Here is a 24,131-nt window from a genome sequence, read left to right on the forward strand (position 1 = left end):
TATTGGGAATCATTCGGGGTGCATCATGGCCGACTCGCTCAGTTCAAGGAGCGTTTTTATGGTTGAAAAAGCGGCCTGAATGTCGGTGTAACTGTCAATCCAGTCTTGCTTTGTTTCGGCACGGGCTTCAATCAGCGTGATAATGCTTTGTGCCTGAGAAACCAGGTCTCCCGGATGGGTGTAGTCTACAAAGATTTTTTTTGTTTTCATGCCTTGCCCTCCTGATGGATTGTTTCCCCCACCACCAAAAAGGGCGGCGGGACTGTGCGAGTTACCACAACCGGTAAGCGACCGGCCCTTCCGAAAAAGGCCCACACAGCCCCGCCATAAAAAGAATGAACGAAACCATAAAAAATGCACCAGCATTCATTTCTGACATGGGCGCACATGCGCTTAACTGCGGGGTGGTAATCCCGACCATGGTCTTTTTCCATGGCAGTATGAAACTGGCATTTTTCCGCAGGATCTGCAAGCCTTTTTTCCGTTTTATAAACGCCCCTCCTGCTTGACATGAAGGAAAGGGTAGATCCCCGGCTTTTTCTCCGTATGCTCCCATAAAAGATAATATCCTGAAAGCTCACAAACAGGCTTTCTGGGTGATATTTTTTGAGGTCTGGCCGGATACCTTCGTTTTCTCCTTTTTTTTGCTCCTGAGAAGCTTCAAGCCCTTTGAATTAAAAATATTTTTGATTTCCGGAAAAAATATTTGCCAGAAAAGAAAACTGGTCGTAAAATAGTGGGGGAGTTCGAGTTTTAGGGAGTGAATGGGGATCGAGAAGACCAGAAACACAGAAAACATTTTTACTTGTGGAGGCAAAAATTGAAGATAAACGGGAAGGGATCTAAATTTGTTCACCCGATAACTGATCCGGCAAAAATTGAGGAGATCCGGGCCATGCTTCGCAAGAAGAAATCGAGGCGAGACCTTGCCTTGTTTGAATGCGGCCTATCTTGGGGACTGCGAGGGGGGGATCTGTTGGCGTTGGATGTGGGCGATGTCAGGGGCATTGAAGCAGGCCAGTCTTTTTCCGTCACGGAGAAGAAAACCCGGAAGGAGCGGCGCATCACCATAAACAACCATATCCGAAAACTTTTGGACGAATTTTTATCGGAAAGGCCAGATGCCTCAGACGATACCCCGCTTTTCAGCGGGCAGCGTGGGCGCATGAGTACAAGCTGGTTGTGCAGATTGATAACAGGCTGGTGTAGGGCCGTTGGTCTGAATGAGCTGAACTATGGAAGCCATTCCTTGCGGAAAAGTGCCGGATATCATCGGCGGTTGGCTGGCTTTAGTCTGCCGGTCCTTTGCCAATGGTATGGCCACAGCTCCGAAGCCTTGACCTTGAAATACCTGGGCATTCAACCACAAGAAATTGCCAAACTTTATGAATATGAATTCTGAGTTCTGGGTGTCGGGGGGATTTTTCAGGGACAGGGCATAGTAGTGTACTCCTGCTTGTATCCCTTGCGCATGGTATTGCGCAATTCCGGCAAATCAGCGGGGGAACCGCTTATATCAAGGTGCTTCCAAGGTGCGCAGCGAGAGGCAGCGGGGAGAGTGAAAAAGGTGGGCTGATGCCGGAGGGCGGGACAGGCAATTCAAAAGCATTAAAAAGTACGGATTCCTTGTTCGGCATTTGACATGATATAAAAAAGCAATTAACATCACCACAACATAGGCCATCTTCTTTGGGTGGTCGATACATCATAGCGCATACGAGCACCATAAGGGCCGATGTGAGTATCCATAGGGGATATTCCGCATCGGCCCTTTTTTTTATCCAAAGGGAGGTTTTTTATGCAGCAGGGTATTGAAGTTTTTAGTGTGGGGAATGGCGAGGTTTCAGAAACATTTCTCCGGGATCTCTTTTGGCGGCTCCATGCCGAGATGATCTGGATTTGAACCGGTTCCCGCTGGACGGCGGTTCGGTGGAGAACCAAGCTACCAATTAAAAGGGATGAGGACCAGACAGGCCCGACCTTTTGTTTTTACACAATAAAAGGAGGGTTTTTATGTTTGATTATCAGGATGAAGGACAGTTTTTGGATTCTTTGGATGCACACGGACTGCCAGAGCATTACAAAAAAGTTTGCGGAAAAGATGCCCCCGCCATGTACATGAAGGTGACACCTGCGGAAGCATTGCGGGATATGCTTTTAGGCTTCCCTACGGCGGCAACCTATCCCGCAACCGAAGATTTTGTGGAGGCCGTTTCCAAAAACATCTTGAGCCGGATCAGGCAGGGGTTGTCCATGGAGATCATTTCTGAGCCATGGGCCGATGATGTCGATGCCCTTCGAGGTGCGGCTTTGAGCGTGCTGGATGCCATTGAAAAAAAAAATTTGAGGAGGAGCAAGTGCATCATCCCTGGTGGGCATGATCCAGATAACCATGGGATTTCTGTTTCTCTAAAATCTTGAAAATGAAAGGATTTTATATATGTGCATAAAAGAACGAGTGGGGCGACTTCCGGCTCCTGCCTCCCGGCGCAGCCGGATCTTGCGGGAGTTGGAAAAGGAAGTTGATGCTGTTACCAGGGCGATGATTAAGGCGGCGAAAGGCGGAGACACCTACGCTGGAAAGGCCCTTCTTGAAATCTGGGCCGGAAGTACACAAGCACCCTGAAAACGTGTCCGGCCATGCCCGTTCAAGGGGGGGATTTTCTGTGAAACCTTCTGTCCGGGCATTTTTTTTTCAAAAAAAAGTCGAAATTGTTATGCTCCTTTAGTCAAAAATACTCCAAACATGCAGCTTTGTTTCTTAATTGGTATTACCAAAAACAAAGGCAAAAAAAATCCCGTTGACAGACAAAACAGTCTCGGCAAGCATTGAAAAGTTTTTAAAAATGATGCTCACCGCATCAGTTTTTTTTAGGCATGAAGCAGCCAAGCCCCCCTTCCGCAAAGGGAGCTTGGCACATAAGGGAAAAATACTTTTGCATAAAAAATAATATATCAAGATTTATTGATATAGCAAGTTTTTTTCCCGTTTGAAAAAAAACGGAGAACGTTATTTATGTTGGAGAATGTTTTACAAAGCATTTCTATTGGGTGGGATGAGTCGGTCGAAGAAACCCTGCGCAAGCCCTCCCAAACACACAAATTTTTAGAAATTCACCCCCTCCCAGACTTTGAGGTAGAGGCTTGCAACGAAGCCCTGCTTAGCGAAATTTCCGAAAACTTTTTTTTAAAAACTTTGGAAGCCCCGCCAAACACCCCCAGATCGATTTTCAAGCGTAGCATTCCCTCACGAAAAAGCCCTGCCCCGCATATGATCCCTGATTTTTCGGGAATCTTTGCGGGGGGGTGCCACCATGCGAACACCTGAAAAATTTGAAGCTCTGGAATTTTGGAGAAAAGCGGCCAAAAACTGGCCGGAGCTGATCCTTTGCAAAGATGCAGACCGGGGCATGTTGTCCGGCTTCCCCTACAAAAGAGCTTATTTTCGGAATTTAATCACCGGAAAAGCTGCCTGTGCCGGGCCTGAAACCTTCCGCATCGGGCGACTGTTGGCCGTAGAGAAGGAATCCCTGATTCAGTGGTTGGCCGACCGCACAAAGGAAGGGGGTGCGTAATGGGTGATTTTCCCGTAACCCTGTTTTCTGCCCAATCCCCGAAGGTTTTGACAAAGGGGTATGGATTTCGAGACGGACAGCTCAGCAAAGAACCGGGGGGAAACCTGTCGAGGGGGGTCGCTGCGGTTGTTAGATTCGGGAGCCTTACAGATTTTGCCCGATGGCTTCCAAGTCTGAAGCACAATCAAGCAGTGAGCTATGGTTTACCCCGGATTGCCGGGAAAGTGGAAATGCCTGTGCTTTCAAAAAAGCTCTTTGAAAAAGCAGGCTGCCCTGAAGGAACGATTACCCGGTGTGCTGCTAACTTCCAGTGGCCGGAGGGTGGCGGGCTGATGATGATGGACTACGATCCCCCAGAAAGCCAAGGGGCCTTGTCTCAGGACACCTTGCGGGAAAGCCTGTTCGGGGTTGTGCCGGGCATGAGCGAGGCCGGGCTTGTGCAGTGGTACAGTGCAAGTTCCTACATTGCCCTGCCGGATGGTGCCCCATACACCGGAGCCAAGGGGCAAAGGGTTTGGGTGCTTGTTGAGGATGCAAACGACATTCCCAGGGCCGGACAGGTGCTTTTTGACCGCTTGTGGCTTGCGGGACACGGGCGGATAGAGATTTCAAAGTCTGGAAGCCTCCTTGAAAGATCCCTTGTGGATGCGTCAGTTTGGCAGCCGGAGCGTCTGGATTTTGTGGCCGGGGCGTATTGTCGTGACGGTATACGTCAGAATCGGCCTGCCCCTTTGGTGCTTGAAGGTGGTCCGCTCAATACAAGGCAAGCATTGCCAGATCTCACAAGTTCCGAATTGAAACAGCTTGAATCCATAAAAGGAGCCCTGCGGCAAAGCCTTGAACTGGACAGGCGCACACAAAAAAAAGTTTGGGGTGTGGGCAAGTCTGAAACTCAAGCTGTGGATGGGGATGCCTTGCTTGCACACCATGTTTTGATACTGGACAACGGGCGGGGGGTAACAATTCGAGAAGTGCTGGCGGAGCCGGAAAAGTTTGACGGAATGCAAACAAAAGACCCCCATGAACCAGACTACCAAGGGGGGAAAACCTGCGGCAAACTTTTTTTGTCTGACGGGCCTGCCACATTGCACAGCTTCGCCCATGGGGGGCGAAGTTTCCGGCTGATTGGACAGGCTGCGGAAGTTGAGATATTGCCGGGACAAATGGCTGAGGCTGTGTCATCAACCTTAAAAATTCTGACTGAAAAGAACTTCGGGCTTTATTTGAACCCCGCTGGGGAGCTTTGCACAATAGACTTTTCCAGCGGTGCCGGAGCAAAGGCACGGGTTGTCACCGAAAGCTATTTGCAAAATTTTCTCAGCAAAAACATTTATTTTTTCCGGTCAGCGAAAAAAAAACGTGAACGCATTGATCCCCCTGCTCCATTTTTACGGCAAATCTTGGCCGTGGCGCATGAATCCGACCTGCCAAGACTCGAAGGAATCAACAATGCCCCTGTCCTGTTGCCGGATGGCAGGGTGCGGGAGAGGCCGGGATACGACCCCGACACAAGGCTTTTTTTGGACTTTGACGGCGAGGCATGGCCGAAGATGCCGGAGCATGTGGGCCGACTTAGCGGGGCTGAGGTGCAGGCTGCGTATGAACGCATCATGCGTCCTTTCAGGGGCTTTCCCTTTTGCGGCGAGCGAGACAAGGCGGTGCTGCTGGCGGGCATGATTTCTGGTGCCATGCTCCCTGCCCTGGACACAAAACCCGCCTTTGCTTTCGATGCGCCCTGCCCGGCCAGCGGAAAAACCCTGTTGGCGAGTTGTTTGGGCGTTTTTATTGAAGGCGACATTGCGGGGCTGATTCCGGGATCTGCCCCCGATGATGAGATGGGAAAACGAGTCTTCGCCCTGCTTTTGGAGGGGAGGCGGTGCATTGCTTTTGACAATATCGAGGGGGGCTTTGGTAGCCCCACGCTGAATAGCGTATTCACAGCCCCCTGTATAACGGATCGGATCTTGGGTGCCAGCCGGACACGGACGGTGAAAAACAAAAGCCTGTTTTGCCTGACAGGAAACAATATTCGACTTAAAGGCGACATGGCAGTGCGCCGTGTGATGGTGTGCCGGATTGATCCAAAAACGGAACGGCCAGCGGAGCGGGATTTTGACTTTGATCCCGTGAAAGAAATAAAGATCCAGCGGATGAGCATTCTGTGTGATGTGTTTTCACTTGTGAAGGACCACATCTTGAAAAACGGGAAGACGCTGACACCCAAAAAATTCAGTGCGTATCCCATGTGGGATGCCCTTGTGCGGCAGGTGGTCTTTGGTGTGACCGGGATTGATGTGTTAGGAGCCTTTTACACAAGTGCGTCCCAGGCACCGGACAAGAACGCTTGGGAAGAGGTTCTTGAGAGGATCGCCGATTATCAGGCCAAAGAATGTGGCGGGAAGCCCTTTGTGTGCCGGAATCTGTGGGAGGGCATCGGATCAGACAGGGCTTTTATGGAAGCTTTCGAAGAAGCCATGGGAAAGCCCGTGCAGAACGCACGAAGCTTGGGGAATCTTTTTTCGGCCAGAAAGGACCGGGTCATGGGAGGGCTGGTGCTGAAGGAAGTGGGCCGGGACCGGAGCAAGACTGTCTTGTGGGGCGTATGCAGAACGGACAAGCGGACAATCCCAGAAGTTTTACCGGAAGTAACGGAAATTGAAGGGCTGGCAATAGCGTTCACTTGATTTGAAACCCTAAAAATACAAGTGCAGGTTCTGGCGGTGAAAGTGCCGTTTTAGAACCTGCATTTTTTTGTTTAAAAAATCAGATATTTATATTTTAGGTGCAGGTTCTGCAAAAAATAAAAAGAACAGAACCTTCAAGCTTTTTTCTTATAAATCAATATATTATTGTGTTTTGCAGGTTCTGCAGGTTCTAAAAAACAACCTATCGCACGGAAATAAAAAAACACGATTAACGCACACACACACACACATGTATATAAGGGCTGAGTCCCCCTTCCAGAACCCGCAGAACCTGCAAAACGGCATAAGGTTTTGTTTATATAGCAAAAAAGGTGCAGGTTCTGATTTCTTTCTTTTTTATAGAACCTGCATGGTAATTTCTGGTTTTATGTAAAGCCTTGTTTTTTATAAATATACAAAATAATGCCTTGCAGGTTCTGTGTGCAGGTTCTGCGACCGCTCCCCGGAATGACTTTTTTGGAGGAGATGAAGACACGGCACATCTTCCTGAAAATCGTTTTGCCAGCGTCCCTTCACCCAGGAACCCGGAACACCAAGCTTTATTTTTTGGTGTTCTTTTGGTGTTCCATTTTCCATAAAACAAAAAAGGCTTACAGCTATATGCTGTAAACCCTTGATTTTTATGGCGCGCCCGGCACGATTCGAACGTGCGACCTACGGATTCGTAGTCCGGTACTCTATCCAGCTGAGCTACGGGCGCTCAAAACTGAGACGACTTATAGAGTAAGCTTTGCAGCTTGTCAAACATAAAATCTGCGTATACAATTTTTTTTATGGAAGATGAATACTACATGCAGCTTGCCCTGGATGCTGCTAAAAAGGCTGGACAAATGGATGAAGTTCCGATAGGTGCAGTGATTGTTCAAAAAACAGGTACGGTGCTGGCCACCGCCTGGAACCGGACCATCGGTAATTGTGACCCGACAGCCCATGCGGAAATCCTTGCTCTCCGAAAGGCTGCGGAATGCATGGGAAATTACAGACTGCCGGATACTACATTATATGTCACCATGGAACCCTGCATCATGTGCATGGGGGCCATCGTCCATGCACGCATAGCACGGCTTGTTTATGGTGCGGCGGATATGAAATGGGGTGCTGCGGGCTCCCTTTATGATTTTTCAAATGACATCCGCCTGAATCACCGGCTGGATGTAAAGGGCGGTGTACTGGAGCAGCCCTGCAGGGAAATGATCCAGCTTTTTTTCCGTGAAAAAAGAGCCCTTGCCAAGGAAAGAAAAAAACAGCAGGCGTAACCCTGTTTTTTCGTTGAAACATACAGGTAAAAACCCTCTTCGACCGGAAACGCTTCACCGGCATTCCGGTTTTTTTCTGGATCTTTTCCGGAAAAAAAATAAGGAGTCAAACGTGGGCAATATCGTAATTGTGGGAACCCAGTGGGGAGATGAAGGCAAGGGAAAAATTGTGGACCTTCTCTCGGAGCACGCAGACAGTGTTGTCCGCTTTCAGGGCGGCAACAATGCAGGACACACCATGGTGGTGGCCGGAGAAAAATTTATCAGTCATCTGGTACCTTCCGGTATTCTTCAGGGAAAAACCTGCTACATCGGCAATGGTGTGGTGGTAGATCCTGCCGTACTGCTGGAAGAAATGGATTATCTGGCAGGAAAAGGTGTTGATATCGGTCCCCACAACCTGCGCATCAGTGAAAAAGCCCATGTGATTTTCCCCTATCACAAGGCCCTGGACAATGCCCGTGAAGCAAACGACGGTAAAAGAAAAATCGGAACCACCGGACGGGGTATCGGTCCCTGCTACGAAGACAAAGCCTCACGCCGGGGTATCCGCTTTGTGGAACTTCTGGACCCTGAAGTTTTTGCAGAGCGTTTAAGCGTCAACATGAAGGAAAAAAACCACATGCTGGTAAACTTCTTTGACGCAGAGGGACTTTCCGAAGAAGCCATCCATAAGGAATATACGGACTATGCCCGTCGCCTTGCGCCCTACATCGCCAACGTATCCGTGGAGCTGGATCAGACCATGGAGCAGGGACGCTTCGTACTCTTTGAAGGTGCCCAGGGCACCCATCTGGACATTGACCACGGAACCTATCCCTTTGTGACCTCCTCCAATACCGTCTCCGGCAACGCCTGTGCCGGTTCCGGTGTGGGACCGGGCCGCATCACGGATATTCTGGGGATTGTCAAAGCCTATACCACCCGCGTCGGTGCCGGACCTTTTCCCACGGAGCTTCTGGATGAAACAGGACAGTTTATTCAGAAAAAAGGGGCGGAATTCGGTGCCACCACAGGACGGACAAGGCGCTGCGGATGGCTGGACATGGTCATCCTCAACAATGCGGCCCGCCTCAACGCCCTGACGGGGCTTGTGATCACCAAGCTGGACGTACTGGGAGAGCTGCCTGAACTGAAAATATGCACAGGCTATTCCCTGGACGGCAAGACCATCAGCCACGTTCCCACGGCCCTCAAGGAGCTGGACCGCTGTGTGCCCGTGTACGAAACCCTGCCGGGATGGAAAGAAGACATCTCAAAGGTGAAGGAGTATGAAGGGCTGCCTGAAAATGCAAAAAAATACCTTGAACGGGTTGAAGCCCTTGCCGGTGTGCCCATCAATATTATTTCCGTAGGCCCCGGACGGGAAGAAACGATTATACAGCGTCCCATAAAATAACCTGATGTCTACCGGACTCAGCCACAGCTTGCTGGTCAGATTATGGTGCGAGCTTTAATGCGGGCAGGCTTAAAGGCCTGCCCCTGTGAATGCTTCAAACAATCACATATCTGATGCCAAAAGCTTTTTTAAGCCCTCTTCATCCAGAATGGGAACATTCAGGGAGAGGGCTTTTTCATACTTGCTTCCCGCCTTTTCCCCTGCCACCACATAATGGGTTTTAGCACTGACACTGCCCGTTACCCTGCCGCCTGCTGCGGCAATGAGATCCTGGGCCTCTTTTCTGGAAAGCACAGGAAGCACCCCTGTTATGACAAAGGTTTTCCCATCAAGGGGCCGGTACCCGCCGATCTTTTCCTCCACCGCTTCCACTTCAAGCCCTGCATCAAAAAGAGCTTGCAGGGCTTGCCTGTTTTCCGGACGGAGAAAATAATCCCGAATGGAGTCTGCGAGTACAGGACCAATGCCTTCCACGGAAGCCAGGCTTTCTCCATCAGCCGCCATCAGCTTTTCAAAACCAGGGAAGTGACGGCCAAGAATTTTTGCCGTGTGAACCCCCACATGGCGGATGCCCAGACCGTACAGCAGGCGATAAAAAGGGATTTTTTTCCGGTCATGGATGGTCTTCACAAGATTTGCTGCGGATTTTTCACCCATGCGATCCATGGCAGCAAGGGCCGGCACATCCAGATAAAAAAGATCTGAAAAGCCCTTTACAAGCCCCCGGTCCACAAGCTGGTTTACAAGCTTTTCACCCATGCCATCCATATCCAGAGCAGACTTGGAAGCAAAATGGCGGATTTTTTCCTTAAGCTGGGCAGGACAGGTGGCGGATACGCAGCGCACAGCCACCTCCCCCTCCTCCTGCACCAAGAGGCTGCCACATACGGGACAGTGATCCGGCATCTGAAAAATTATTTCCGAACCATCCCTCAGGTGCTCAATGACCTTCACAACCTTAGGGATAACATCCCCTGCCCGCTGAATAAAAACCTGATCTCCGATGCGGATATCCTTGCGAAGGATTTCATCCATGTTGTGCAGTGTGGCCCGGCTCACCGTCACCCCACCCACTTCCACAGGTGTGAGAATGGCTACGGGTGTGAGAACGCCGGTGCGCCCCACCTGCACCTCTATCCTTTCAAGCCGGGTACGGGCTTCCATGGCAGGAAACTTCCATGCCAGCGCCCACCTTGGCGTGCGGGATGTCATACCGAGGCGGGTCTGTAGATCAAAATCTTCCACCTTGATCACCATACCATCCACCTCGTAGTCGAGAGCCTCCCTTTGCTGCACCATTTCCCCATAAATCTGCGGAATTTTTTCAGGAGGCACACCGCTCTGTGCCAGAGGACTCAGGGCAAAACCAGCAGTTCTGAGAAAGGCAAACAATTCTGCCATGGAAGAAAGAAAAAGGCCTTCCACCTCTCCCATACCATGGGCAAAAAAGCGTAAAGGCCGTGTGGCCGTAATGCGGGAATCCAGCTGGCGCAGGGAGCCGGAAGCCGCATTTCTTGGGTTGGCAAAGGGCGCTTCTCCGGCTTTTTCCCGAATTAGATTCAGGGCTTTAAAGCCTTTGCGGTCCATGAGTACCTCGCCCCTCACTTCCAGCACCGCAGGCGGATCTTCCACCCTCAGGCGCAGGGGAAGGTTGGCAATGGTTCTCACATTTTCCGTGACACCTTCACCCACAAGGCCATCGCCCCGTGTGGCCGCCTCCGTAAGAACACCCTTTTCATAGCGCAGGGAAACGGCAATGCCATCAAACTTGGGCTCTACGGAAAAAACCAGCTCCCCTGCCACGCTTTTCCGGATGCGCTGCAAAAAGGCAGAAAACTCCCCCTCATCAAAGGCATTTTCAAGGCTGAGCATGGGAAGACGATGGAAAACCGGAGGAAAACCCGAAAGCGGCGGCCCTCCCACCTTCAAGGTGGGAGAATCCTGTGTTTTCAGTTCGGGAAAACGCTTTTCCAGTTCCTGAAGCTCCCGGAAAAGGGCATCATAGGCGGCATCGGTAATTTCCGGATCATCCAGCACGTAATAGCGGTAGCTGTGCCGGGAAAGATCCTTCCGGAGAAGGGCCGCCCGCTGCCTTTCCTTTTCGCTGCACTGCCCTTCATTTTCTTCCACGGGTTTTTCCATGAATCCCCTGCCCTTCCCTGCTGCGCATCAATCCATGGGGTTGTTATGCTCTTCCAGACCATCTTTGATGTCATCAATGTTATCATAGATCCACTGCACATCCTCGATGGTCAGCCTGCCCGCCTTCACCGGCGCTCTGTCTGAGCCATCCTTTTTTTTCAGCATTCTCGGCCCGATCTGCAGCTTGGCCTCACCGCCGTCATAGCTGTGAATGGCCACCACAAGGCCCGTTTCCTCACTTCTCCATGATTGTAAAACCTTATCCTTTGATGGATCAAAACCACCAGCCATTCCTGCCTCCTTATCTGTCTTCAGTCGATATATATTGTTTCTGCTAAGCCAGCCGTGAAAAATCCGCAATTCTTCCAAAGAGGGCCGCAATGGAAGCCAAAAGCCCCAAGCGGTTGTTCTTTACCCCTTCATCCTCCGCCATGACCATCACCGCATCAAAAAAAGCATCCACGGGCTGACGCAGGGTGGCAATGCTTGCAAGGGCAGCATCCAGATCAGAGGATGCCATATGCCCGTCAACGGTCTGGACACAAAGTTCAAAGGCTTCATACAGGGCTTTTTCCGCCGGTTCCACAAACAGGGATGCATCCACTGCCGGTTTTACATCCCCGGCTTTTTTCAAAAGATTGGAAGCCCTTTTAAAGGCACCGGCAAGGGCGAGAAAATCCGGCTGATCCTTGATGCGGTCCAGAGCTTCCACCCGGCGCAGCACCTCGGGCACATGGTTGCTTTCAACGGCAATAACAGCGGCAATGCTTTCCCTTGAAAGTCCTTTTTCCGCCAGCAGGTTGGCAAGGCGGGTCACCATAAAGTCACAGACCGCCTGCACCGTTTCATCGCCATCTTCGCTCTTCTTATCCCCAAGGGTTTTCAGGGCAAGGGACACCAGATCCCGAAGGGAGAGGCCTAAATTTCTGTCCAGAAGCATCTGAAGAATCCCAAGGGTTGCCCGGCGCAGGGCAAAGGGATCTGCCGCACCTGTGGGCCTCAGGCCCACGGCAAAACAGCCGCAGAGGGTATCCAGCTTATCCGCCATGGACAGCACAATGCCGCAGAGATCCTCCGGAAGCTTTCCACCGCTGCCAAGGGGCTTGTAATGATCTTCAATGGCAAGGGCCACCCGCTCCTTTTCTCCATGGAAAAGGGCATAGGCTCTGCCCATGATGCCCTGGACCTCAGGAAATTCATAAACCATCTGGGAAGCAAGGTCCGCCTTGCAGAGGCTGGCTGCCCGGTCCAGATCCGCCATCATGTCCCCATCCAGCCCGAGGCCCGTACCCATGCCGGCACAAAGGCTCCGGATTCTTGCCACCTTCTCCCCCATGGTGCCAAGCTTTGCCTGAAAAAGTACCTGATCCAGCTTTTCATTCCACTGGTCAAAGGTGGCTTTCTTATCCGTTTCCCAGAAAAATCTGGCATCGGAAAGCCGTGCCCTCAGTACCCGCTGATGACCCTGACGTACCAGATCCATATCCTTGGGGGAGGTATTGTTAACGGCAATGAAAAGGGGCAGAAGATTTCCCTTTTCATCTTCAACGGCAAAATATTTCTGATGTTCCCTCATGGATGTGATGAGGACTTCTCTGGGTACTTCCAGAAAGGCCGGATCAAAACTGCCCATGACAGGATAGGGCGCTTCCACAAGGTGGGTGACAATGTTTAACAGCTCTTCATCCGCAAGCACCCTGCCGCCGGAGCTTTTTGCCACTTCCTCAACGGAACGGGCCACGGCGGCTTTTCTCTCCTGAACATCGGCAATGACACCGGCATCCTTCAGAAGACCTTCATACTGCTCAGGGGTTTGAATACTTACGGGCTCAGGATGATGGAAACGGTGGCCGCTGCTCAGGCGGTCAGAAACAATACCCTCCACTTCAAAGGGAATGAGGGCCTCACCAAAAAGGGCAACAAACCGCTGGATGGGCCTTGCAAAGGCCAGCTCCGTATCTGCCCAGCGCATGGTCTTGGGAAAGGTCAGGGCACGGACCGCCGCAGGCAGCATATGGCAGAGAAGCTCCGCCACAGGCAGTACCTTTTCTTCAACCTTTGCAAAAAGATAGCGGCCCTTGGGGGTTTCCCGGATTTCAATCTCTTCTAAGGGGATTCCGGCCTTTTCCGCAAATTTCACAGCAGGTATGCCGGGCTTGCCTTCCGCATCAAAGGCAGCCTTTTCCGGTGGTCCCATCAGCTCCGTGGTTTCGGGCCGCTGCATGGCAGCCACATCCGCAATGCGCACACAAAGCCGCCTTGGGGTGGCAAAGCTCGTGACCTCTCCAAAGTCAACACGGGCTGCGGTCAGCTCTTTTTTCAGAAATACGGCAAGGGCCGCAATGGCAGGGTCAATGTATCCTGCCGGTATTTCTTCGGTTCCAATTTCAAAAAGAAGACTTGTCATAATGGTGTCCTTATGGCTACGGGGCATTCCCCCCGGATGTACATGGTGTAAATATCCGGCTTATTTTTTCAGAAGGGGAAAGCCCATGGCTTCCCGCTGGAGCAGATAGGCTTCGGAACAGGCTCTGGCAATATTTCTGATTCTTGCAATATACCCGGTTCTTTCCGTCACACTGATGGCTCCCCTTGCATCCAGAAGGTTGAAGGTATGGGAACATTTCAGACCAAACTCATAGGCGGGCAGCACCAGATCCTTTTCAATGAGCCGCTTTGCTTCGGATTCATACTTTGCAAAAAGGTCAAAAAGCAGGGGAACATTGGCTTCTTCAAAGTTGTAGCGGCTCTGCTCCACTTCCTGCTGATGGAAGATATCCCCGTAGGTCACCGTATCATTCCACTTGAGGTCATATACACTGTCCACACCCTGCAGATACATGGCAATGCGTTCCAGCCCGTAGGTCAGCTCCACGCTCACGGGCTTCACCTCTATGGATCCGGTCATCTGAAAATAGGTAAACTGGGTAATTTCCATCCCATCCAGCCAGACTTCCCAGCCCAGCCCCGAAGCACCAAGGGTGGGCGACTCCCAGTCATCTTCCACAAAGCGGATATCATGGGCCAGAGGGTCCACGCCAATGGCCTTAAGGCTCTCCAGATACATATCCTGCACATCCGGCGGAGAGGGTTTTATAATGACCTGAAACTGATAGTAGTGCTGCATGCGGTTGGGGTTTTCCCCGTACCGGCCGTCCGTGGGTCTGCGGCAGGGCTGGGCATAGGCAACACTCCAGGGTTCCGGTCCAAGGGCTTTGAGCAGGGTGGTGGGATGAAAGGTGCCTGCACCCACCTCAAGGTCATAGGGCTGGGCCTGAACACATCCCCTGTCTGCCCAGAATTTCTGCAGGGTAAAAATAAGATCCTGAAACCGCATATCCTTCATCCTTATCAGCTTAAAGGGTTTTTAAAATATCCTTAAAAGAAGAACTGTACAAAACATTTTCTGATCAGGCGCGATTCCCGCCCTCAGACATCAAACAGCACACCGTCCTTTTCAGGAACGGCATCCAGAATAAAGGCACCGGGCATGGTTTCCATCAGCCGCTGCCAGTGGTTTCTTAAAACGTCTATCTTATCCTCAGGCCCCAGCGCCCAGATACATCCCCCTCCTCCGGCACCGGCAAAACGGACACCACAGCCAAGGTTGCCCGCTGCCGAGGCAAGGCGCATACCCGCAGGGTCCAGTACATCCGGAGTCAGGCGTAAACGGATGGCAAGCTCCTCCTCCATGCAGGCAATGGCTGTCTCCAGATCCATTGCCGCCAGCGCTTCACCAAAACGCCGGGTAAGCATGGCAATGTCTTCCCATTCCATCCGGGTTTTACCTTCGGCAAATCCCTGCACCCAGCGTCCGTTCACATCTAAAGAATCATGGGGTTCCCCCCCGTAGGCCACCAGCATACGGGAAGAAAGGTTTCCGTTTTCCTTACCCGCCATCAGGGGAGACTGTTTCCAGGGCTGTTTCAGGTTGCCACCATCCCAGTGCCAGAGATTCATCCCGCCAAAGGCCGCAGCCAGATGATCCTGCATACCGCAGGGAACACCAGCCACGGCAGACTCCATGTTTTTTGCCAGAATAACCACATCTTTTTTATTCACCCCGGCATTTTTCCCTTTTATCTTCATGAGCAGGGCAATCAGTGCCACGGCCATAACGGAAGATCCACCAAGGGCACTTCTGGGCGGAGATGCGGAATGGATTTCCACAAAGATATCCCTTGCCCCGAAGGCATCAAGGATGGCAAAAACCAGACCCAGCGGATGTCTGTAGGGTGCCCTGCCACAGGGAAATTCTGCAAAGGAGAATCCCCTTGAAACAACACGGACCCTTCCTTTTTTATAGGGTTTTATCTTTACCGTGGTCCTGAGATTGAGGGCAATATTCAGTGTGCAGGCCAAAGCTGGCCCCAGGCTGTAATAAAACAGAGGCAGATCCAGCGTTCCCCCAAAATCTATGCGGCAGGGTGCAGAGGCCAAAATTTCTTTTTCTGGTATCCAGTAATCCAATCCCACCCCCTTTGGTTTACACTCCACGCAGTCATTTTTGAAGTACAGATGATTAGCTCAGGCTTTTAAGCGGCGAACAGGAAAAGAAAGGGTTTGCGCCGCCAATGTCCCTGAGCTTCGTACACTGCGCAGAAACTTAAGGGAACGAAAATCCCTTCCCATATGAAAGGAAAGAAAGGACTCCAGAAAAAAAAGCCCCTCCCGGGCGGCATCGCCTGAAAACTGCATCCTTCCTGCGCCCTGATATTTCCTCCTCTGAAGCCAGCAAAGGGTTTTCACCGTACCCGGAGCCATGGCAGAGACCTTTGCCAGAGGAGAACAGGTGCCGCAGAGAATGTGACTCCTGCCATAATCAAAACGGATACGACCGGCCCTTACCTCAACCAGTGCTGCCCCGCATCCGCCGCAGGTGTCAAGTCCGGGTGCCAGTCCCGCAAGGGTCAGAAAGCGGAGCTGAAGCAAAAGGCTTAAAATTTCAGGTCTTACCTTCCCAATATGCAGCTCCCGGAGCATGGTTTCAAGAAGATCATAGACCTCCGGCTGGGCTGCCCCTTCTTCCAGCCAAAAGCACAGGATTTCACACCAGTAAGCGGCATAGCCCATGCGGATGAAATCCGAACGCAGATTTTCAAAAGGCTCCAGAAGATCCACTTCCCGCAGTACGGGGATGCCACCGGCTTTTGGCTGGCTGCAGTCCGGATGCAAAACGGAAAAAAGCTCCAGCCTGCCTGAAAAGCGCCGTCTGCTTTTACGTGCATTTTTGGCAATGACAGAAATCTTTCCCTTTGAACGGGAAAAGAGCGTCAGAATCACATCATAATCACCATACTCCACATGGCGCATGACAATGGCAGATTTCTCAGGGGTCACAGGACAGTACTCCATGGATTACATATTCAGCAGCTTTGTGGCAATGGTAAAATAAAGAAAAGCCGTAATCACATCCGTACTGGTCGTCACAAAGGGCCCCGTTGCCACAGCCGGATCAATTTTCATTCGTGCAAGACCCATGGGTACAAGGGCACCCATGGAGGCGGCTATGGTCATGGAAGAAATCATGGCAAGGGCAACAACAATATTCAGCATGAAAATACTGTACTGGAGTTCTGCCACAAGACCAATCAGTGTTCCATAAACAATACCCAGAAACAATCCCACCAGAAGCTCCTTGCCGATTACCTTCCAAAAATCCCCCAAAGACAGTCTGCCCGTGGCAAGACCCCGGACCACAATGGTAGAAGACTGAGTACCTACGTTACCACCCATCCCTGCAATAACGGGCATAAATGCCGCAAGGTAGGCATATTTGGCAAGGGTATCCTCAAAACCGGAAATGACATAAAAGGCCAGAATACCGCCGAGGCAGGAGGCAAAAAGCCAAGGCAGGCGGATGCGGATGCCCCCCAGAATGGTCTGGGTTTCCACGAACATCTCTCCCACACCGGCCATTTTCAGTATATCTTCCGTAGCTTCCATACGGAAAATGTCAATAACGTCATCCACGGTGACAATACCTTCCAGAACCCCTGTTTCATCCACAACGGGTACGGCGAGAATGTCATAGCGGGCAACAATTTTTGCCACTTCCTCCTGATCCATGGAGGTCTGCACGGAAACCAGCTCCGGGTTCATGATATCCCTAAGACGGGTTTCCGGCTTGACCACCACCAGCTGACGCAGGGATATGACACCCACAAGGCGTTTCAGGTCATCCACCACGTAGAGATAAAAGGGCATCTCCACATCCCGGTGTTCTTTCTGCAAGGACTCAATGGCTTCCTTTGCCGTATCATCCTGGGAAAGCGCCACAAAATCAGGCGTCATGATACCACCGGCCGTATCATCACTGTAACGCAGAAGGCCCTCCACCTCTTCGGAACCTTCCTTCTCCATTTTTTCCAAAACAGCCGTTCCCGTTTCCGGCGGCATCAGGCCAATGAGGTCAGCAACATCGTCATTGGGCATTTCATCGAGGATGCGCACAATGTCATCCACGGACATTTCACGGATAAACTCCAGAAAAATGCTTTCTTCCAGCTCCGAGAGTAAAAGCCCCTGCTGCTCCACATCATTCATCAGGCTAAAAAGCCGCTTCTGCTCGGCAAGACCGATCTGACGGAAAACATCTGCCAGATCCGCCGCATGGGTCTTCCGGACAATTTTTTTCAGATGGGGAAGGGCATTGCGCCGTAAAAGGCGCTTGATACTCTCCACAAGGATGGTATGACGGTCATGAAACATAATTCTCCCGGTCTCCCGGCCTCTCGCCAGAACGCAAAACGACCCGTTCGATGCCGCAACTGCCCTTGGGGTAGGATGCAGCCGGGATATCGGCGGGTCGAAAAAATCAGCTTACGGGGCAGGCTTGTTTACGGGATGTGCAGATTCACCGCCTGCCCGCCTGCGCCGGAAAGGGACATGGCCTTTCCGTTCAGGCGCAGCCGTACCCCTGTGGCACTTCCAATTAGGATATTATACGCTTTTTCCGCATCAAATTCAAGGATATCTCCCGGCTCCACAGAAAAAGAAAGGGATTCCTGATCATCAACAATGACTCTCAACCATGTAGACTCAATTGCCATAATTTCAAGATGATAACCGCTTATTTCAGCTTTTTCAAGGGAATCAAAGTCAGGGGTTGATGCAACAACTGACATGAGAACCCCATCCCTTTCCTCTTCTTCACCGGAAATAAACCCAGCAAACCATATGCCCATCCAGCTCATCAGAAAAACCAGAAAAACAAAAAAGAAACTGCCACGCAGCCAGCGGCGGATTCGTTGTCTTCTTACAGCCCGCCTCCTTGCTTCTTCGGCCTCGGCGTCCCATTGCTTACGGGATTCCTTGTATAAAAACGCAGCATGATCCGAATTCAGTCCCACTTCCATGGCATAGTTACGAACAAAACCCCTGACAAAAACTGGTTCAGGAAGTGCGGCATGATCCTCTTCTTCCAGAAGCCTCAGCGTTTCCCTGCCCACACAGAGTGCCGCTTCCAGATCATGCAGAAAAAGCCCGGATCTGAGGCGTCCATTCTGAAGGTAGGTGCCGAAACTCTCTTCCCTTCCCAGGGATTCTTCTCCCATAGCTTGCCTATCCCTTCAGAAGTCAGTCCAGTATCCGGACGTGGACTTTTTCCCGCAATTCTGTGACCCAGGTCTGGAATCTCCTGTTCACCTCTCGGTCATAGAGTTTACTTTCTATTTCATCAAACACCTCATCCAGAGGCCTTGGGTCCTGCATCCCCTTTTCCAATAATCTGAAAATCTGAATACCCTGAGGGGTTCGCACGGGCCTGGATACCTCACCTTCTTCAAGAATAACAGTGGCTTCACGAATGACAGGAGACAGAGATTCCGCATCAAACCACCCAAGCTCTCCGTCGGGACCGGCAATGAGGGAACGGCTTTCTTCCGCCGCCAGTTCAGCAAAATTTTTGCCGGACCTGAGGCGTTGCACGATACTTTCCGCCCTTACCTGGAGCGCCTTTTCCTGTTCCGCTGTCATGCCCGAAGGAAAGGGAAGAAGAATATGGGCAAGGCGATAACGTTCGACAGCTCCGAAGTCTCTGGCATTCTTGTTGTAATAGGCTTCAACCTGTTCTCTGGTAATGACAATCCGTGAACGCACCTGAAAATTGACAAGGCGGGAACGCAGCATCTGATCCCGGACCTGTGTCCTGTACTGATCAAGCGTCATACCTTCGGCTGCAAGGGCCCTTTCAAAGGCTTCTTCAGAAAGATCGTTGGAAAGACGAAACTGCTCAACGGCCTCATCCACTTCCTTCTCCGAAATCTCAATGCCCATCTCTTCCACGGCAATATCCGTGATAGTCTGATCAATCATCTGATTCAGCATCTCTGAACGGTAGCGTTCAATGAGGGCAGCAGTTTCTTCCGGACCGTAACCAGCAGCTTCAATCCTTTCCCGTACGGGAAAAAAGGCCTCTTCAAAGGCCACCTTGGTAATGATGCGATCATTCACCAGAACCAGAATCCTGTCCACAATTTTCTGTGCAAAAACAGAAGGGATGAGACAGCATAACAACAAAAAAACAATAATTTTTCCAGAGTGCTTTATCATAATTACAAGCCTGTTTCCTCATACAGATCCACGTCAGGGGCCGAATCCGGGGGCAGTAACAAAACTCCCCCTTCTTCCTCACCCAGCCCGGCCAACAGGGGACGGATTTCCGGAAAAACCCTGTAAAGAAGCTCCGTGTGAACCTGCACGGGCATGCTTTCTTTCTTCTCCTGCAGCCATTTACCATAGAGTTTTTCCGATTCCTGTCTGCGGAAACGGGAGATCAGCTTTTCTGTCAGTTCTGCATTAAAGTCCACCTCCTCCGGTTTTTTGCCAACAACTCTGCTGTATGCCAGCAGGGCGTCTTTCATGGCTTCCGGAGTAATGGCAATTTCTCGTTCCATGATCCTGTCCACAAGCTTTTCCGTAAGCAGCCTGCGTTTGAGTCCCTGCATCCATGCCCTTTCAGAAACCACATTTTCGGAAAGCATGCTTTCAAAAACCCCTTCCGGATACATGGAGCGGATTTTTTCCGCAGACTTTGCAAGGGAGGCTTCTGAAATTTCTATTCCGACTTCCATGGCGACCACTTCCAGAACAAGGCTTTCTGCCAAATCCTTCAGTACACGATAATGCAGGACCCTGCGAACAAGCTGTTCCTGAAGCAGATTGTGTTCATAGCCAGACTTGGCCATCTCATAGGCATCTTTATACTCCCCGAGACTGATTCTTTTTTCACCAAGTTCAAGCACCCATGTGTCATCTTCGGGCTGCATAAAGGTGCAGCCCGAAATCATAAGTATCAGACCCGTAAGTACAGTATAAAAATACAAAAGGGGAGTGTTTCCGGAAAAGGGCTTCATGGTCCTCTCTGGCGGGATCAAAGATTTTTTCCATCTGGAAAAAAATACTGTATGCAACCCTTCAGCCGTTAACACGAGCCAGAATTTCTTTCAAGATGTTTCTGGCCTGAACCATGGGAGGCTGCCTGCGATCCTTGAGCAGTTCCACCTTCAGACTGCCATCGGAAAGAAAGGCCATGGGCTGGGGAAAAACATCCATCACTTCAGCAATGGCAAGGGGTCTTTTCTGATGAACTTCAGAAAAAACCAGCACCAGATGGCGGTCCGTGAGGTCTAAACGACGGACACCGGCCTTCACACAAAGAACCTTCAGCATGATTTTTAAAAGGATATTCCCCGCCTCCACCGGAAGGGCACCGTAACGCTCCGTCAGCTCCTCACGGAAAGCCTTGATCTCCCCGATGGATACCATGCGGGAAAGCCTGCGGTAAATGGCAATGCGCTGATCAATGTCCGGAACACAGGATTCGGGGATATAGGCATTCATGGAAAGGTTGATCTCCGGCTCCAGGGGGTCCAGCACCGGCTCTCCCTTAAGCTCTGAAACGGCGTTTTCCATGAGCTGCAGGAACATATCATAGCCAACGGCTGCAATGTGGCCGGACTGGCTGGCACCAAGGGCAGCCCCCCCGCCCCGGATCTGAAGATCGCTCATGGCTATCTGAAAACCCGAACCCAGATCAGAGTGCTCCATGAGCACTTTCAGCCTGCGCATGGCATCCTTTGAAAGGCGGCTTTCCTCGGGCACAAAGAGATAGGCATAGGCCTGCACCTCTCCCCTGCCAATACGCCCCCGCAACTGATAAAGCTGGGAAAGCCCGAAACGATCCGCCCGGTTGACAATCATGGTGTTGGCCGAAGGGATATCAAGGCCGGATTCAATGATGGTGGTGCAGACAAGCAGATCCAGTTCCTTACGGATAAAGGCCAGCATCTGGTTTTCAAGATCCTCTTCCTTCATCCTGCCATGGGCAACCCCGATGCGGACATCGGGCAGAAGCTCCCGCAGACGGGCCGCCTGTCCTTCAATGCTATGGATATTATTGTGGACAAAAAAGACCTGCCCTCCCCTTTCCATCTCCCGGCTCACGGATTCCCGGATCACACTTTCATCATACTCGGATATATAGGAGATAATGGCCTGACGCTCTTCCGGTGGCGTGGCAATCACACTGATATCCCGCATGCCCATTAAAGACATGTGCAGGGTACGGGGAATGGGTGTGGCGGTCAGGGCCAGCACATCCACGGTTTCCCGCATCTTTTTCAAGATCTCTTTGTGCCGGACTCCGAAACGCTGCTCCTCATCAATGATGACCAGTCCAAGATCCTTAAACTGCACATCCTTCTGCAGGAGCCTGTGGGTACCGATGACAATATCCAGACGGCCATCCCCCATTTCCGAAATAATCCGGCGCTGCTCCTTCGGACTGCGGAAGCGGTCCAGGGCCGCAAGGCGGACAGCATAATTTTCAAAACGCTGGGTAAAGGTTCTGTAGTGCTGCTCCGCCAGAATCGTGGTGGGAACCAGCACAGCCACCTGCCGTCCGTCCATGACGGCCTGAAAGGCCGCCCGCAGCGCAACTTCCGTTTTCCCGTAGCCCACGTCTCCGCAGACCAGCCTGTCCATGGGTGAAGCTGCGGCCATGTCCTCCAGCACATCACCGATGACCTTGAGCTGATCCGGTGTTTCCTCATAGGGAAAGGCCGCCTCAAAATCCTGAAACCGATTGTCCGGCAAAGAAAAGGCCTTGCGGGTATGCACCTTGCGGGCGGCATAAAGGGCCAGAAGCTCTCCTGCCATTTTTTCGACAGAAGCTTTGGCCTTTTCACGGGCCTTGTCCCAGCCCTTGCCCCCCATCTTGTCCAGCACAGGCTCAAGCCCGTCCACCCCTACATATTTATGGAGAATTCCCATGCGGTCCACGGGCAGATAGAGACGATCACCATCTTTGTAGGTCAGCAGGATAAAATCACTCAGAACACCATTCAGCCGCAGTTTCTCAAGGCCCTCAAAACGCCCCAGACCATGGTCCGCATGGACAACCACATCCCCTTCACGCAGCTCCCCAAGATTCAGAAAACGATCTTTCACCCCCCCCTTGCGGGTCTTTCTTCTGCGTTGTTTGGCCCCGAAAATCTCATCTTCGCTGATGAGGGCCAGTCCCTCTTCCTCCCAGACAAACCCTGTGCGGATACGGCCCTCACAAAGCCATATACCCGGACGTCTGGCCCCGTAAATTTCCTTAAATGAAAGGGCTGTAGCCACGGATACCCCATAGGCAGACAGAAGATCCTTCACCCGGCTGATCTGGGAAGAGGTGGCACAGACAATACAGGTCCGGCAGCCTTCCCTCACCCGGGTCTGCAGCCAGTTCACAAGGGGCAGGAGGGGCTGCATGCCTCCCCGGAGACCGGCCAGCTCGCCCCGGATGGCCATGTTTTCCTGAACATCAAAATCCAGACCTTCCCCGTTAAGGGGAAGGGTCTCCCGGAACAGCACACACCTTGCCGAGGCCATGCGCCTGTGGATATACTCCCAGTCCACATAAAGATCCCCCAGCGATACGGCAAGGCGCCGGGCGGACAGGGCTTCTTTGCGGGCCTTGTCCGTTCTCTGGGCCTGACGCTCCACAAGGCTCCTGCATGCTTCCGGCTGATCCGTTATGGTCAGTGTCTCCGGGGAAAGGTAGTCCATGAGAAAACCGGGCGCATCGTAAACAAGGGAAAGCTGTCCCTCTATGGCAGGATGAATCCCTTCCTCCCGTATGCGCTCCACAATTTCACGAACCTTGCTGACACCAAAGCCTGCTTCTGCGGCTTGTCTGCGAACCCGGCCCAGCATGGCTTCCACCGTGGAGGGGGCAAGGATCATTTCCCTTGCGGGCAGCAGCACCACCGTATCCGTATCCCTAAGCTTGCGCTGGGTTGCTGCGGAAAAAAAACGGATGGACTCCACCTGATCCCCAAAAAATTCAATGCGCACAGGATCATCATGTCCGGGAGAGTAAAAATCCAGAATCCCACCACGCAAGGCAAAATCTCCGGGTTCTTCCACAAGGGTCGTTCGCTGATACCCTGCGGCAATCATCATCGACACCAGCACATCCCTGTCAAGGCTTTCCCCGGAGGAGATCACCCGGCTGAAGGCCACAAGGGTTTCCGGTGGTATCACCCGCTGGGAAAGGGTATCTGCTGACACAATCAGGACAGGCGGAAGTTCTCCGGTAATGCAGGTATAAAGAAAACGTATTCTGCGGGCTGCGGTTTCCCCATGGCAGGCCATGGCCTGATAGGGCAGCACATGGTAAGCGGGAAAGATGTCTGCAGAAGGCCCGTCCCCATCCCGGAAAAAATGCAGCCTTTCCAGAAGCTCTTCTGCCTCTTTCTGGCCGGGAACAACCAGAAGAAGTGGTCTTTTTTCCGCTGCCGCAAGAAGGGAAACCACAAAGGAGCGGGCTGTATCAGGAATACTGCCACAAGCGATGGAAGCGTTTCCGGAAGCAAGGAGGCTTTTCAGCCGGGCCAGTTTTTTTTTCTCTTGATTTTGCGCCATGGTACCTGTATTAATTTTCGCGTTTGTTGCCGGCGTAACTCAGTTGGTAGAGTAGCTGATTCGTAATCAGCAAGTCAGCAGTTCGACTCTGCTCGTCGGCTCCATCTGAATGGAACGGGATTTTTCGCTTGCCGGAAAATCC

The 24,131-nt window shown here is 51.7% G+C and carries 21 protein-coding genes and 2 tRNA genes; 9 read left to right on the top strand and 14 right to left on the bottom strand.

Features of this window, described 5'->3' with window-relative positions:
* Positions 1 to 9: 9 nt before the first annotated feature.
* Together LZ24_RS04760 and LZ24_RS04765 are read right to left on the bottom strand one after the other, a co-directional pair.
* The gene (locus LZ24_RS04760) at positions 10 to 210 is read right to left on the bottom strand and encodes a hypothetical protein (RefSeq protein WP_144682893.1); all 201 of its coding nucleotides are present in this window, start codon (positions 208 to 210) and stop codon (positions 10 to 12) included.
* Between the two features lie 61 nt (positions 211 to 271).
* Positions 272 to 556 carry a hypothetical protein gene (locus tag LZ24_RS04765; protein WP_144682895.1) on the bottom strand — a complete coding sequence of 95 codons (285 nt, stop codon included), beginning with the start codon at positions 554 to 556 and terminating at the stop codon, positions 272 to 274.
* 204 nt (positions 557 to 760) lie between these two features.
* Between LZ24_RS04765 and LZ24_RS04770 the strand changes: the two genes are divergently transcribed.
* From LZ24_RS04770 to LZ24_RS04790, 6 genes are all read left to right on the top strand, one after another.
* The gene (locus LZ24_RS04770; protein ID WP_281282270.1) at positions 761 to 1,402 is read left to right on the top strand and encodes a tyrosine-type recombinase/integrase; all 642 of its coding nucleotides are present in this window, start codon (positions 761 to 763) and stop codon (positions 1,400 to 1,402) included.
* A 611-nt stretch (positions 1,403 to 2,013) separates the two neighbouring features.
* Positions 2,014 to 2,421: a hypothetical protein gene (locus tag LZ24_RS04775; protein WP_144682899.1), complete on the top strand. Its 408-nt coding sequence runs from the start codon at positions 2,014 to 2,016 to the stop codon at positions 2,419 to 2,421.
* Between the two features lie 19 nt (positions 2,422 to 2,440).
* Positions 2,441 to 2,626: a hypothetical protein gene (locus LZ24_RS17525; protein WP_222427533.1), complete on the top strand. Its 186-nt coding sequence runs from the start codon at positions 2,441 to 2,443 to the stop codon at positions 2,624 to 2,626.
* A gap of 390 nt (positions 2,627 to 3,016) precedes the next feature.
* Positions 3,017 to 3,328 (top strand): hypothetical protein, encoded by a 312-nt coding sequence (locus tag LZ24_RS04780; protein ID WP_144682901.1) that lies wholly within the window; start codon positions 3,017 to 3,019, stop codon positions 3,326 to 3,328.
* Positions 3,315 to 3,575: a hypothetical protein gene (locus tag LZ24_RS04785; RefSeq protein WP_144682903.1), complete on the top strand. Its 261-nt coding sequence runs from the start codon at positions 3,315 to 3,317 to the stop codon at positions 3,573 to 3,575. Before LZ24_RS04780 ends, LZ24_RS04785 begins: the two co-directional genes overlap by 14 nt.
* 230 nt (positions 3,576 to 3,805) lie before the next feature.
* Positions 3,806 to 6,259 (top strand): hypothetical protein, encoded by a 2,454-nt coding sequence (locus LZ24_RS04790; protein WP_144682905.1) that lies wholly within the window; start codon positions 3,806 to 3,808, stop codon positions 6,257 to 6,259.
* Positions 6,260 to 6,903: 644 nt separating this feature from the next.
* Here LZ24_RS04790 and LZ24_RS04795 read toward each other — a convergent pair.
* Positions 6,904 to 6,980, bottom strand: a tRNA-Arg gene (locus LZ24_RS04795).
* Between the two features lie 73 nt (positions 6,981 to 7,053).
* Here LZ24_RS04795 and tadA point away from each other — a divergent pair.
* On the top strand, positions 7,054 to 7,536 hold the full coding sequence (gene tadA, locus LZ24_RS04800; RefSeq protein WP_144682907.1) for a tRNA adenosine(34) deaminase TadA: 483 nt from the start codon (positions 7,054 to 7,056) through the stop codon (positions 7,534 to 7,536).
* A gap of 112 nt (positions 7,537 to 7,648) precedes the next feature.
* Positions 7,649 to 8,935, top strand: a complete 1,287-nt coding sequence (locus LZ24_RS04805) for an adenylosuccinate synthase (RefSeq protein WP_144682909.1) — start codon at positions 7,649 to 7,651, stop codon at positions 8,933 to 8,935.
* A gap of 102 nt (positions 8,936 to 9,037) precedes the next feature.
* Here the strand turns inward: LZ24_RS04805 and ligA are convergent, their stop codons facing one another.
* The 11 genes from ligA to mfd all read right to left on the bottom strand — a co-directional run bounded on the left by ligA (position 9,038) and on the right by mfd (position 23,989).
* Positions 9,038 to 11,077 (bottom strand): NAD-dependent DNA ligase LigA, encoded by a 2,040-nt coding sequence (gene ligA / locus LZ24_RS04810; protein WP_144682911.1) that lies wholly within the window; start codon positions 11,075 to 11,077, stop codon positions 9,038 to 9,040.
* Positions 11,078 to 11,104: 27 nt separating this feature from the next.
* On the bottom strand, positions 11,105 to 11,368 hold the full coding sequence (locus LZ24_RS04815; protein WP_144682913.1) for a hypothetical protein: 264 nt from the start codon (positions 11,366 to 11,368) through the stop codon (positions 11,105 to 11,107).
* Between the two features lie 43 nt (positions 11,369 to 11,411).
* A complete protein-coding gene (glyS, locus tag LZ24_RS04820) occupies positions 11,412 to 13,484 on the bottom strand; it encodes a glycine--tRNA ligase subunit beta (protein WP_186442934.1) in 2,073 nt (690 codons plus the stop codon).
* 60 nt (positions 13,485 to 13,544) lie between these two features.
* Positions 13,545 to 14,414, bottom strand: coding sequence for a glycine--tRNA ligase subunit alpha (gene glyQ / locus LZ24_RS04825; protein WP_144682917.1), 870 nt, complete (start codon positions 14,412 to 14,414; stop codon positions 13,545 to 13,547).
* Positions 14,415 to 14,506: 92 nt separating this feature from the next.
* Entirely contained in the window at positions 14,507 to 15,547 is a 1,041-nt protein-coding gene (locus LZ24_RS04830) for a GHMP family kinase ATP-binding protein (protein ID WP_186442935.1), read from the bottom strand.
* Between the two features lie 57 nt (positions 15,548 to 15,604).
* A complete protein-coding gene (recO, locus tag LZ24_RS04835) occupies positions 15,605 to 16,417 on the bottom strand; it encodes a DNA repair protein RecO (protein ID WP_186442936.1) in 813 nt (270 codons plus the stop codon).
* Positions 16,418 to 16,435: 18 nt separating this feature from the next.
* Entirely contained in the window at positions 16,436 to 17,788 is a 1,353-nt protein-coding gene (mgtE, locus tag LZ24_RS04840) for a magnesium transporter (RefSeq protein WP_144682923.1), read from the bottom strand.
* Positions 17,789 to 17,916: 128 nt separating this feature from the next.
* Positions 17,917 to 18,633 (bottom strand): helix-turn-helix domain-containing protein, encoded by a 717-nt coding sequence (locus LZ24_RS04845; protein WP_144682925.1) that lies wholly within the window; start codon positions 18,631 to 18,633, stop codon positions 17,917 to 17,919.
* 22 nt (positions 18,634 to 18,655) lie between these two features.
* Positions 18,656 to 19,630, bottom strand: a complete 975-nt coding sequence (locus LZ24_RS04850; protein WP_144682927.1) for a peptidylprolyl isomerase — start codon at positions 19,628 to 19,630, stop codon at positions 18,656 to 18,658.
* A 2-nt stretch (positions 19,631 to 19,632) separates the two neighbouring features.
* A complete protein-coding gene (locus LZ24_RS04855; protein WP_144682929.1) occupies positions 19,633 to 20,433 on the bottom strand; it encodes a SurA N-terminal domain-containing protein in 801 nt (266 codons plus the stop codon).
* A gap of 61 nt (positions 20,434 to 20,494) precedes the next feature.
* Entirely contained in the window at positions 20,495 to 23,989 is a 3,495-nt protein-coding gene (gene mfd / locus LZ24_RS04860; protein WP_144682931.1) for a transcription-repair coupling factor, read from the bottom strand.
* 28 nt (positions 23,990 to 24,017) lie between these two features.
* Between mfd and LZ24_RS04865 the strand changes: the two genes are divergently transcribed.
* Positions 24,018 to 24,093: transfer RNA gene (locus LZ24_RS04865), tRNA-Thr, on the top strand.
* Positions 24,094 to 24,131: the final 38 nt, after the last annotated feature.

The organism is Desulfobotulus alkaliphilus (assembly GCF_007830435.1).
Lineage (GTDB): Bacteria > Desulfobacterota > Desulfobacteria > Desulfobacterales > ASO4-4 > Desulfobotulus > Desulfobotulus alkaliphilus.

Bases quoted from the DNA above. Each gene is read 5' to 3' on its own strand.
- LZ24_RS04775 (WP_144682899.1), top strand. From the start codon at position 2,014: ATGTTTGATTATCAGGATGAAGGACAGTTTTTGGATTCTTTGGATGCA.
- glyS (WP_186442934.1), bottom strand. From the start codon at position 13,484: ATGACAAGTCTTCTTTTTGAAATTGGAACCGAAGAAATACCGGCAGGA.
- mfd (WP_144682931.1), bottom strand. From the start codon at position 23,989: ATGGCGCAAAATCAAGAGAAAAAAAAACTGGCCCGGCTGAAAAGCCTC.
- LZ24_RS04815 (WP_144682913.1), bottom strand. From the start codon at position 11,368: ATGGCTGGTGGTTTTGATCCATCAAAGGATAAGGTTTTACAATCATGG.
- LZ24_RS04790 (WP_144682905.1), top strand. From the start codon at position 3,806: ATGCCTGTGCTTTCAAAAAAGCTCTTTGAAAAAGCAGGCTGCCCTGAA.
- glyQ (WP_144682917.1), bottom strand. From the start codon at position 14,414: ATGCGGTTTCAGGATCTTATTTTTACCCTGCAGAAATTCTGGGCAGAC.
- LZ24_RS04850 (WP_144682927.1), bottom strand. From the start codon at position 19,630: ATGATAAAGCACTCTGGAAAAATTATTGTTTTTTTGTTGTTATGCTGT.
- LZ24_RS04845 (WP_144682925.1), bottom strand. From the start codon at position 18,633: ATGGGAGAAGAATCCCTGGGAAGGGAAGAGAGTTTCGGCACCTACCTT.
- LZ24_RS04760 (WP_144682893.1), bottom strand. From the start codon at position 210: ATGAAAACAAAAAAAATCTTTGTAGACTACACCCATCCGGGAGACCTG.
- LZ24_RS04785 (WP_144682903.1), top strand. From the start codon at position 3,315: ATGCGAACACCTGAAAAATTTGAAGCTCTGGAATTTTGGAGAAAAGCG.
- LZ24_RS04855 (WP_144682929.1), bottom strand. From the start codon at position 20,433: ATGAAGCCCTTTTCCGGAAACACTCCCCTTTTGTATTTTTATACTGTA.
- ligA (WP_144682911.1), bottom strand. From the start codon at position 11,077: ATGGAAAAACCCGTGGAAGAAAATGAAGGGCAGTGCAGCGAAAAGGAA.
- LZ24_RS17525 (WP_222427533.1), top strand. From the start codon at position 2,441: ATGTGCATAAAAGAACGAGTGGGGCGACTTCCGGCTCCTGCCTCCCGG.
- tadA (WP_144682907.1), top strand. From the start codon at position 7,054: ATGGAAGATGAATACTACATGCAGCTTGCCCTGGATGCTGCTAAAAAG.
- LZ24_RS04780 (WP_144682901.1), top strand. From the start codon at position 3,017: ATGTTGGAGAATGTTTTACAAAGCATTTCTATTGGGTGGGATGAGTCG.
- LZ24_RS04765 (WP_144682895.1), bottom strand. From the start codon at position 556: ATGGGAGCATACGGAGAAAAAGCCGGGGATCTACCCTTTCCTTCATGT.
- mgtE (WP_144682923.1), bottom strand. From the start codon at position 17,788: ATGTTTCATGACCGTCATACCATCCTTGTGGAGAGTATCAAGCGCCTT.